A 10526-nucleotide genomic window follows, 5' to 3' on the forward strand; every position below is an offset into this window, starting at 1 on the left:
TTAGAGACTTTTCCTCTTAGCACTTTATTCTAGTCAGTAAATATGAAAAAAAGCAGACCAAAGATGAATGGAAAATTAAGAACAGCTTAAAGTTTGCCGAAAAAATAAGCCATTTGGGATTTCTTTATAAAATCACAAATGACTTAAATTTTTGTTATTACTTTTACGAGAACAAATAGGGGCTATTCTATTTTCACACCTACGTCAAAAACATATGGCTGCTTGAGCGGAGCAATTTTAGAAAGCTGTTTAATAACGATTATTGGAACAGTATCCCCATTATATTGAGTTTGCTCAATCGTGCCTGTTATTTGAATCCATTGATCTTTTGGCAAGGCCGCTACTTTCCCTTTTGCTAAAAATCCATAGACGGAGGCGTCGGCAACACAACAGGTAATTCCAAACCGAGCTACAATGATTTGGTTCTGCATTAAATTTTTTTCACGATAAATAAACCCTTTGGTGGTTACGGTCTTGCCAATCATACCCTTTAAATTATCTTGAATAATGTTCATCATGTTAACATATTGGTCATCGGTAATGTCGATCCTGTTTTCCTTTAACATTTTCTCTTTTAATGCATCGTATTCCGATTGAGTTAAAGGATCTGGCTGATAATCCATTACATTTTTTGAAGTCGATTTATTTTTACTTGTATCGGAAGACGAGGGGGATATTGGATTTTTCTTAACAGTCTTCATTCCATTCGTATCTTGTGAACTTGCTCCGATTTTAATGTTTCTATTCATTGCGATTGAACTGCCAAGTACATTATTCGAAAAAAGAAAACCAGTAGTTATAGGAATAATAAACAACAAATATAGAAAAACCCCTTTTACGAAAGAATTTGGAAAAGAGTGTTCCCCGTCATAATCACAATGAGAGGAATAACTCCGACCCGATGTTCCTCTTATGACTAAAAGGACACCCAGAGTAAAAAAGACAAATAGTGTAAAATAAATAAAACGAAGCATTTTCGGTGCAATCAGGAGGGTAATATTTTGAGTTAGAAGTAATTTAAATAAAAGCAACATAAATCCAATAAGAATGATGCCCCTGATCAGGTAATGAAAAGAGAAATCCTGGACTTTATTGATCTTATTCATCATACACCTCCCTGAATAAAAAACAGGTAAAAAAGATAAACGACTAAATAAACAACAACTGGTGTTACCAATAGTAAAAATAAGACCAATCTCTTTTTAAAATAAGCGAATAACATTAAAGTAGTTTTAATGTCAATCATTGGTCCAAAAACGAGAAAAGCAAGAATGGAACTTTCTGTAAAGGTAGAGCCAAATGAAGAAGCTACAAAGGCATCCGCCGTAGAACAGACCGATAGAACATAGGCAAATCCCATCATAACCCCCGGTGCTAAGGTTGTACTTGTCCCAATTGATAATAAAGTATTCCGATCAAAAAATGCTTGAAAAATACTAGCCAGAAAAGCTCCGATCAATAAATACTTCCCTGTATCAAATAATTCATCACTCGCATGATATAGTATTTCTAATAGTTTATTTTCTCTTATATGGTGATGATGGTGTGCACTATGATGGCCTTCCTTCATTGGCTTCAGAATATTTTCCCCTTTAAATCGCCGGTAAATAATGAATCCAATAATGATCGAACTAATAAATCCTACAAACATCCTGGCATTTGCAATATAAGGTGTACTTTTAAAAGCATAATAGGTTGAAGCATAGACGACGGGATTTAATATTGGAGCACTAAGCATAAACACAATTGCAACATGTGATGGCATCCCTTTCTTTATTAACCTGCGAACTACAGGGATTATTGCACACTCACAAATTGGAAAAATAATTCCTAGCAACGCAGCTGGTATGACAGCTAAATAAACATTACGAGGTAATACCCTTTGAATGAATTTTTCTGATACAAACAACTGAATAATCGCCGATACAAATACACCTAATAAAATAAATGGAATGGCCTCTAAAATAATACTAAGAAAAATGGTATTAACGTTAATAAAAGAACTGGGAATTCTATTAAAAATAGAAATATTTTTTATTTCCTCTGCAAAGAAAAAAAGAATGATGAAAAACCAAAATAATAGAAATATGAAACTATCCTTCAACAGCTTATTTAAAAAAGCCATCATACCCCCCTTGAATCTTTCATTCCTATCATATGGATATGCATAGCTAAAGCTCTTATTCATTAAAAGGAGATTAATATACCTTTAGTAAAAGTGCTAAGCGATCCTATTAAACAAAAAAAGCTTGGATATTGAGTTCCAAGCTTGCTAAACCTTAGGATCAATCAGATCCGCTTCCAACTGTCTGCACATCATTTTCATGAACCAATTTTATCCCTAGTTTTCTGGCTTATCCGGACAGACAGATAAACTAGATTATTTTAATACTCAAATTCCTCATCATACCAATGTTTCTTAAATCTCGTCCTGTAACAAGCATCACAAGTAGGAAATGGATGATTCCATGGCAGCTTCTTACCACAGTTTTTACATTTTTTTATAAATTTCTTGATATCTGTTTTCAGCCGTTCCTGCACTTTATCACTAATTTCCTCACGTACCCGCTCCCAATAGACGGCTTCGGTCCGCTCGCCTAACCGGTATAAAAATAACAAATGCAGTCCGATTGCTTTATAACTTAGTTCCAGTTCCTCAAGATTTCCCTCTTTTACCGGGGGTTCAGGCAACTCTTTGCCCTGAACAATTGCATACATCGTATCTTCCCATTGCTCGGTCAATGCTTGTTCATTTTTGGAAAACGGCAGGTGTAAAAATCCATATAAATCTTTAAGCGAAAGCCGTGCTTCGATTTCGGTTCCGGCAATCTTACGATATAAAGCTTGCTCCTCTGACAGCGAGGCTTTCTTTGTGCCTTTAGGGCTTTTAAACTTTTCCCACAGTTCAAAAAATGTCCCAAGGTCATGATAGTAACGTTGAAACCGCTCGAAAACAGCATTCGTCGGGGCGATTGCAAACGTCTGAACGGGTCGGTCTTCTTGTTGCAATAAGTTCCGCATTTTTTTTATATCGCTCGCAAACGCCACTTTGCCGACATCATATATCCCTTTTCGTCCTGCACGGCCGGCAATTTGTTTTACTTCCTGTGAAGTTAGCAGCCGCCTCCTTGTACCATCAAATTTCTCATTTTCCAAAAATACAATTCGGCGAATCGGCAGGTTTAGACCCATACCAATTGCGTCGGTCGCAACAATGACTGTTGTTATTCCTTTATTAAACTGCTCGATTTGTTTTTTTCTTGTTTCGGGGGGCATACTGCCGTAAATCATGCTGACGGAATGACCGTCATTTTGCAGTCTCGATGCCATTTCCAAAACACGCCTTCTGGAAAAACAAATAAGCGCATCGCCTTTTTTGACATGCTTAATGTGAAACTCTTTCTTTTCAACCTCAAGCGGTGTATTGCGAAAATACTCGTGAATTTCAATATCAGCACTACCTAAAAGCGCAAGCAGCATATCTTTGGAATTTCGGCTACCGATAATATGGACTTCGTCAGCATTTGCATTTGTAATCGCCTTGTACCAGGAAAACCCCCGATCCTTATCCGTTATCATTTGTGCTTCATCGATCACAATCACATGATAGAACTCTTTTTCATGAAACATTTCCACCGTGCAGGAAATATGGCTGGCATTCGGATTGATCTTCTCCTCCTCACCGGTTTTCAATGAACACGCTGTTCCTTCAGCATTCAGTTTATCAAACACTTCAAGAGCCAGCAGCCTAAGAGGTGCTAAGTACATGCCGCTTGCTGCCTGCTTCATTTTTTCCAGTGCATGATACGTCTTTCCTGTATTCGTGTCGCCAATATGTAGGACATAACGGATCTGCCGGCGAAATGAAGGATCGTATTCCGTGCCAAAGATATCCTTCATCATCCGTTCTTCTTCTTCCTTTTTTCGCTGAAGCTCGGCCAGTTCCTCAGCGAATCTCTGTTCCCGCTCCCTTAGATTTTCTTCAAGAATTTGCTGGTGCACCTTCATGTCGAATGGAATTTCGGCCAATTTCAAGAGATCTGTCAGATATTCTTCTTGAAGATCATCAAACATATATCCTGAGACGTCATATAAAAGGTCTCTAATACACCCCTTTATATAGGAAACAGTAAGCTGCTCATGAAACATGAAGTAAAATTCCTGTTTTAGATCCTCATCAAAGTTTTCCAGTACTTTTTTAGGGACCAACTCCGACAGATGATCGAAAATGAAACCTTCATAAATATAATAAAAGGCTTCATATTCAAAATCACTTCGTTTTGTTTTTTGACTGTCAAAAAATTGCAGTACTGTTTGATAAGGAGGAAATGCCCCTTCTTGAGCTTGACATTTTATCTTATTTTTAAAATCAGTTGCTAATTGCTTGGCAGCAAAGTAGCGAATGTATAAATAAAACTGGTCATATTTTTCTTCTAACATTGCAGCAGCCGTATCTTCAATTTCTCCTCGAATCTCAAGTTTTTTTTCTTGCAGCCGGGCTTGTTCCTGTCTTGATCTCAATTGTTCTTTTGCTTCTCGATACCGATCCGCCCATTCAGCTTCTCGGTTATGAAACATTTCCGTTATCCAGCCATATGCATCAAAAGGCTGATACTCTCTCATTTCATCACGAAACCATTTATTGATTAGCTTTCGGTCAACACCATGGACTTCATAGCCTTTTTCACTTAAAAATTGCTTTTTTTCATGTTTCGGAATGTCATTGGTGGATTTATTCAGCCATACATGAATCCAAATCTGTTCAATATAATGGCCGCGGTCAGTTAAATAATCCATAAATGCTGGAAGTGTATCTTTCGTCTCCAGATAACGGTCAATATCCTGGTATATTTTCATTTTTGTATGTTCAACAGCCTGAGGGTAAATCACGGCAAGCTTGCTCATACCATTCCCTCCTCATTTTAAAAACAGTGTTATGTATAACGTGAATATAGTAAAAAAACCGGGCTTAACTAAGGACAACCCGGAAGCAGTCAAAAACCCTTAGGATGCAATTATATCACTTTTCAAATTATTGTTCTTTAAATTTGATGTTGCTCACAATATTGGTTCACCAATTCTTCAATTTGATCTAATTCCGGATAGTTGCCGGAAAAATTAAATTTAATTTCTTCGATAAATTGACCTTTATTGTATACATGAATGGCTCCTTTTTGCTCAATTACACTAAATTCCGGAACAAAAACTAACCCCTTGCGTTCAATAACTCCCATTACTTAGTTCTCCTTATCTTTTTCTAATTAGTATTCGCAAAAAATTAAGATTGATGACTTACGATGTGTCTGTTTGCAGTCCGGTAAAAAATGAGAACGGTACCATCACGGCACCGTCCTCATAAATAAATTATACAGGTGTGTAAGCTTCGCACTTTTTTTGCTCTTGTCGGATGGTGGCTTGAGCAGCAGCCAAACGGGCAAGTGGAACACGGTATGGCGAGCAGCTGACGTAGTCCAGCCCGGTTCGATAGCAGAAATCAATTGAGCTCTTTTCTCCGCCATGTTCGCCGCAAATGCCTGTTTTTAAGGTTGGATTGGTTTTGCGGCCGAGCTTGACGCCAGTTTCGACAAGCTTACCGACACCATCTTGATCAAGTACGGCAAATGGGTTTTGTGGGAGAACTTTTGTCTCAATGTAACTTTGCAGAAATTTTCCTTCCGCATCGTCTCGGCTGTAGCCGAAAGTCGTTTGTGTTAAATCGTTTGTTCCGAATGAGAAGAAATCGGCTTCTTCGGCAATTTGATCTGCAGTTAACGCGGCTCGAGGAATCTCAATCATCGTTCCGATTGTGTATTTAAAGTTCCTTCCGGTTTCTTCTTCCACCCTTTGAGCAGTCTCAATGACAAGTTCACGCATAGATTTTAATTCATTAATATGCCCGACGAGCGGGATCATGATTTCCGGGTTCACTTCCATTCCTTTTTCCGCAAGCTTCGCTGCAGCATAGAAAATCGCTTTTACCTGCATTTCATAAATTTCTGGATGAACCATCCCTAAACGACAGCCACGCAAGCCGAGCATTGGGTTGAACTCATCTAACTGGCGAACCTTCCTTAACAGTTTCTCTTTTTGCTTTAGCTCATCAGATTGCGGATCCAAAATTTGCAGTTTCGTAACTTCTACTAAAAGTTCCTCTTTATCCGGCAAAAATTCATGAAGTGGCGGATCTAACAGACGAATTGTAACCGGATAGCCTTGCATTGCTTCAAAAATCCCTTCAAAATCTCCTTGCTGCATAGGCAGCAATTGTTCAATTGCTTCCATTCGTTCTTCATCATTTTCCGCAATAATCATTTTTTGAACGATTGGAAGGCGGCCTTGCTCCATAAACATATGCTCCGTCCGGCACAATCCTACCCCGCCTGCACCAAATTCGAATGCTTTTCTGGCATCCTCCGGATTATCAGCATTTGCCCGCACGCCGATTTTCCGCTCTTGATCTGCCCAGGAAAGCAGTAACTGGAACTCAGGAGACAGCTCAGGATCAATCATCGGAATTTCTCCCAACATAATTTCCCCGGTAGAACCATCAATTGTAATCATGTCGCCATAGTTAACAACTGTTTCACCAACGATTAATTGCTTTGCTTTTACATCAATTTTCAGAGCTTCACAGCCACATATACATGCTTTCCCCATACCGCGGGCGACGACGGCAGCATGACTCGTCATACCACCCCGGCTGGTGACAATTGCTTGTGAGGCGACAATGCCATGGATATCATCCGGCGTTGTTTCAGGCCGCACAAGGATGACTTTTTTTCCATCATTCCCTAGCTGTTCCGCTTCATCCGCATCAAAGACAACCTGCCCTGTGGCTGCACCAGGTGATGCAGGAAGGCCCTTAGCTAAAATTTTTCTTTCTGCCTTCTCGTCAATACGGCGGTGCAGTAGCTGATTCAATTGGTCCGGGTCAACCCGAAGCAGGGCTTGTTTTCGATCAATAATCCCCTCCTTCACCATATCGACAGCAATACGGATGGCTGCTTGTGCGGTGCGCTTGCCGCTGCGTGTTTGCAGGATGAACAGCTTGCCGCGTTCCACGGTAAATTCGATATCCTGCATTTCTTTGTAATGTTGCTCTAAGCGCTTGGCTGTTTCGGAGAATTGTTGATAAACTTCCGGCATTTCACTCTTCAATGTGCTAATTGCCTGCGGTGTACGGATCCCAGCAACAACATCCTCCCCTTGTGCATTGATTAAATATTCTCCATAAAGTTCTGGTTCACCTGTTGAAGGATTGCGTGTAAACGCCACACCGGTGCCGGAATCATTTCCCATATTGCCAAATACCATGCTTTGGACATTAACAGCTGTTCCTAAATGATCCGGAATTTTATTTAAACGGCGGTACACAATAGCCCGCTGATTATTCCACGAATTAAACACAGCATTTATAGCAAGAAAAAGCTGATTCTTAGGATCTTGTGGGAAGTCTTTTCTCGTATGTTTCCTCACGATTTCCTTATATCCTTTAATCACTTCTTGCCAGTCCTCCGCTGTAAGTTCAGGGTCAGATGTATAGCCTTTTTGTTCACGAGTTTCCTCCAATAATTGTTCAAAATAATAAGAATCAATTTCCAAAACTACATCACTGAACATTTGAATAAATCTGCGGTAGGAATCATAGGCAAAACGCGGGTTATTCGTTAATTTTGCCATTCCAACAACTGTTTCATCATTCATGCCCAGGTTCAAGATTGTATCCATCATGCCAGGCATCGAAAAAACAGATCCTGAACGAACTGAAACAAGCAATGGATTTTCAGGGTCGCCGAGTTTCTTGCCCATTTTTTCTTCCAAGTGGGTAAGAGCTTCTAATACTTGCATTTCTACTAAAGCAGGAATGGATTTATTAGATTCATAGTAGGCATTGCACGCTTCGGTTGTAATCGTAAAGCCATATGGTACCGGCAGCCCAATTCTAGTCATTTCAGCCAGATTTGCTCCTTTCCCCCCGAGCAAATCTCTCATATTGCCATTACCCTCATGAAACAAATAAACATATTTCTCCATATTAATAGCTCCTCTCCTTTTTTAGGATCTCCATGATTAACCCGGCTGTTTCTTCAATCGCCTTATTGGATACATCAATGACCGGGCAGCCAACTCGTTTCATAATCTTTTCCGCATAATCCAATTCTTCAAGTATCCGCTGATAACTAGCATAGTTTGCTCTTGATGCAAGCCCTAAGGACTTTAATCGCTCTTTGCGGATCTCGTTTAATTTATCAGGGGAAATGATTAGCCCGATGCAGTTTTTCCGGGGAATTTTATACAATTCTTCCGGGGGCGGCACCTCTGGAACGAGCGGAACATTGGCAACTTTAAAACGCTTGTGTGCCAGAAACATTGACAGCGGGGTTTTCGACGTTCTCGATACCCCGATTAAGACGATATCCGCTTTTAAAATCCCCCTTGGGTCGCGGCCATCATCATATTTCACTGCAAACTCGATCGCCTCAATTTTTCGGAAGTATTCTTCGTCTAATTTTCTCACTAGCCCCGGCTGATGGTGAGGTTCTCTGCCCAGTTTCGTTTCAAAAGCATTCATTAATGGATCTAATAGGTCTACTGCCAAAATCCCTTCGTCTTTAGCCCTTCGATCTAAAAATTCTTTTAACTCCGGAATGACTATGGTATAGGCAATGATCGCCCGGCTGTCTTTGGCTAATAATAGTACATCTTCGATATCATCAATCTCTTCAACATAGGAACTGCGGCGCACCTCAACCTGTCCACCATTAAACTGTGTTGCCACAGCTTTTACAACCAGTTCAGCGGTTTCCCCTACAGAATCGGATACGACGTACACCACTTCTTTGTGAACCAAATGAACTTCCCTCCTTTAATAAGATTTTGCTTCTATAAGCTCAACGTATGCCCTTGTAATCGTTGTTTTTGTAATACGCCCCAATAACAAATATGTATTTTCTTGCTGCTCCACTTCCTTTACAACTGGTAATGAATCGACATGAAAATTGATCATTTTTTTTGCAGCTTCCAATAAGGTTTCCTCCGGATGAATCGTGATGATATTTGGCATTCTTGTCATAATCACACTTACCGGCAGTTCATTGAGATTTTGATTACCAATGGCTGCCCGGAGTAAATCTTTCCGTGAAATAACCCCTGCCAAATGCCCTTCAGAATCAACAGCATAAAGAGTGCCTACATCCTCTAAAAATAATTGAACAATCGCATCATAGACGGAAGCGGATTTTTCCACAACAATCGGATGCGCTTTAAAGTCTGCTACTTTTTGATGAATAAAGTGCTTAGCCTCTTGCTTTAAATTGTAGTTATGATTATATAAATAACCGACGCGCGGGCGGGCATCCAAATTTCCGGACTTTGTCAAAATCGCAAGATCCGGCCTCAATGCTGCCCTTGAAAGCGATAGCATTTCTGCAATTTCTTTTCCTGTGATAGGGCCATTTTCCTTCACAATCTGTAGAATCTCATCCTGACGTTTTGTAAGTTTAATGATAAACACCTCCTTTTTTCAAGAAAAACATGTTATATTTTATGAATTTATTTTAAATATGTCATACTTATTTATATATAATGTATCATATTTAGTTTTTTAAGGGAATAATTTATTTCAATAAAAGGAATTAACTTTTTGTCCAGAATATTCATTAAGAAATCATCCCCACAACTTGACGGAGTAATTTTTTACATAAAATGTAATTTAAAAAATCATTACAAAAAAAGCTCCTACTCAATCGAGTAGGAGTCTTCAGTATTGTTGTTCATGGAAAATTATTCGAATCCCTAATAAGTGTTGTTATCCTGTACAATTCAAAAAGACGACTTTTTATTTAAGAAAAACGTCCTTTTACGGAAGATTGAAAGGATTATAAAGTGGCGCTTTAGTAACTTAGTGATAAATTCAATCTTTTAATTGTGGATTTTTTAAATTCAGGTGTACTCTTCATGCAAAATTTATAATTTTTAATCGTGAAATGGAGTTCTTTTGTATCAACCCAAGAACTATTTACTCTCTTAGCTATTTTATTTAAAAAATCTATATCAGGTGTTCCGAATGTTACTTTCATTTTAGGGGGGAGTGCCTTCATTGCAATTGGAATCCAAGGTCTCCGTTTAGAAACAACAACTGCGTGTGCGGTTCCACTAATCACAAAATTAAACGTCTCTTGGTCTTTTTCTGTTTTCATTTCAAGACTTCTTTTCAACAATTCACGAAAAACCGGAACAGAATCTACGGGAAAGCCAATTTCCCTTAAATACATTGTTTTTAGGGCACCAACTGCCTGTAACTCGTTTTCTGCAATATAATCATGTGCAATAACTTCGAGAATATGACCATCTCCATCACGGAAATATAAGTTCCTTCTCCCATCCGTTTCGTCAACATACTGTCCATTTTCTTGCCTTAGAACTAATAATCCAGATTGTTGAATAAAGGATACGACCTTGTCGAATTGAGAATAGGGAACTTGAAAAGCAAAGTGTGCTGGCGCAATCGATTCATATGTTTCTTG

The 10526-nt window shown here is 39.1% G+C and carries 8 protein-coding genes; all 8 read right to left on the minus strand.

Annotated elements, in window-relative coordinates; genetic code table 11:
- Positions 1 to 182: 182 nt before the first annotated feature.
- Positions 183 to 1106 (minus strand): TIGR03943 family putative permease subunit, encoded by a 924-nt coding sequence (locus tag BFU02S_RS12245; RefSeq protein ID WP_066371013.1) that lies wholly within the window; start codon positions 1104 to 1106, stop codon positions 183 to 185.
- A complete protein-coding gene (locus BFU02S_RS12250) occupies positions 1106 to 2125 on the minus strand; it encodes a permease (protein WP_066371015.1) in 1020 nt (339 codons plus the stop codon). The genes BFU02S_RS12245 and BFU02S_RS12250 overlap by 1 nt, the downstream gene beginning before the upstream one ends.
- 260 nt (positions 2126 to 2385) lie before the next feature.
- Positions 2386 to 4905, minus strand: a complete 2520-nt coding sequence (locus BFU02S_RS12255) for a DEAD/DEAH box helicase (protein ID WP_066371017.1) — start codon at positions 4903 to 4905, stop codon at positions 2386 to 2388.
- Between the two features lie 137 nt (positions 4906 to 5042).
- Positions 5043 to 5234 carry a YbxH family protein gene (locus tag BFU02S_RS12260; RefSeq protein ID WP_066371024.1) on the minus strand — a complete coding sequence of 64 codons (192 nt, stop codon included), beginning with the start codon at positions 5232 to 5234 and terminating at the stop codon, positions 5043 to 5045.
- A gap of 130 nt (positions 5235 to 5364) precedes the next feature.
- Positions 5365 to 8034 carry a pyruvate, phosphate dikinase gene (gene ppdK, locus BFU02S_RS12265; RefSeq protein ID WP_066371030.1) on the minus strand — a complete coding sequence of 890 codons (2670 nt, stop codon included), beginning with the start codon at positions 8032 to 8034 and terminating at the stop codon, positions 5365 to 5367.
- A 1-nt stretch (position 8035) separates the two neighbouring features.
- Positions 8036 to 8851, minus strand: coding sequence for a pyruvate, water dikinase regulatory protein (locus tag BFU02S_RS12270; RefSeq protein ID WP_066371031.1), 816 nt, complete (start codon positions 8849 to 8851; stop codon positions 8036 to 8038).
- A 15-nt stretch (positions 8852 to 8866) separates the two neighbouring features.
- The gene (gene ccpN, locus BFU02S_RS12275; protein WP_066371034.1) at positions 8867 to 9508 is read right to left on the minus strand and encodes a transcriptional regulator CcpN; all 642 of its coding nucleotides are present in this window, start codon (positions 9506 to 9508) and stop codon (positions 8867 to 8869) included.
- A gap of 385 nt (positions 9509 to 9893) precedes the next feature.
- Positions 9894 to 10526: VOC family protein (locus BFU02S_RS17035; protein WP_066371032.1), on the minus strand; the 633-nt coding region annotated here is incomplete at its 5' end.

The organism is Neobacillus fumarioli NBRC 102428, from assembly GCF_001591485.1.
Taxonomy (GTDB): Bacteria; Bacillota; Bacilli; order Bacillales; family Cytobacillaceae; genus Neobacillus; species Neobacillus fumarioli.